Origin of the sequence: Ewingella sp. S1.OA.A_B6, assembly GCF_049889095.1 — a bacterium.
Taxonomy (GTDB): Bacteria; Pseudomonadota; Gammaproteobacteria; order Enterobacterales; family Enterobacteriaceae; genus Ewingella.
In genome coordinates this window covers 1-280 of record NZ_JBLJFK010000067.1, presented here as the reverse complement: position 1 = coordinate 280, position 280 = coordinate 1, and the positions used below count along the sequence as shown (strand labels likewise).

At 67.9% G+C, this 280-nt stretch carries 1 pseudogene; it reads right to left on the bottom strand.

Features of this window, described 5'->3' with window-relative positions:
* Window positions 1-79: 79 nt before the first annotated feature.
* A pseudogene (locus ACMV8I_RS21495) lies at window positions 80-280 on the bottom strand (IS5/IS1182 family transposase); the annotation flags it as partial.

The following is a 280-nucleotide window of genomic DNA, read 5'->3' as shown; positions in this document are numbered from 1 at the left end:
CGAAGCGATCCGCGACGCGGTGCGTCGAGAGGCCGCCACGAACCCGGCAACGCCCAGCCAGGCCGCGGTCATCGAAGCCCTAGGGCATGTCTGACAATCGTTTGGACCATGCGATCACAGCATTCAGCACCACAGCGGACCGGTAGACGATCGCGTACTTGTCATACCGGGTCGCCAGGCCCCGCCACTGCTTCAGGTGCGCGTACTGGCGCTCGATGACATTGCGGCCCTTGTAGGCGGCCGCGTCGAGGCCAATGGGGCGCCCGCCGCGGGCACCGCG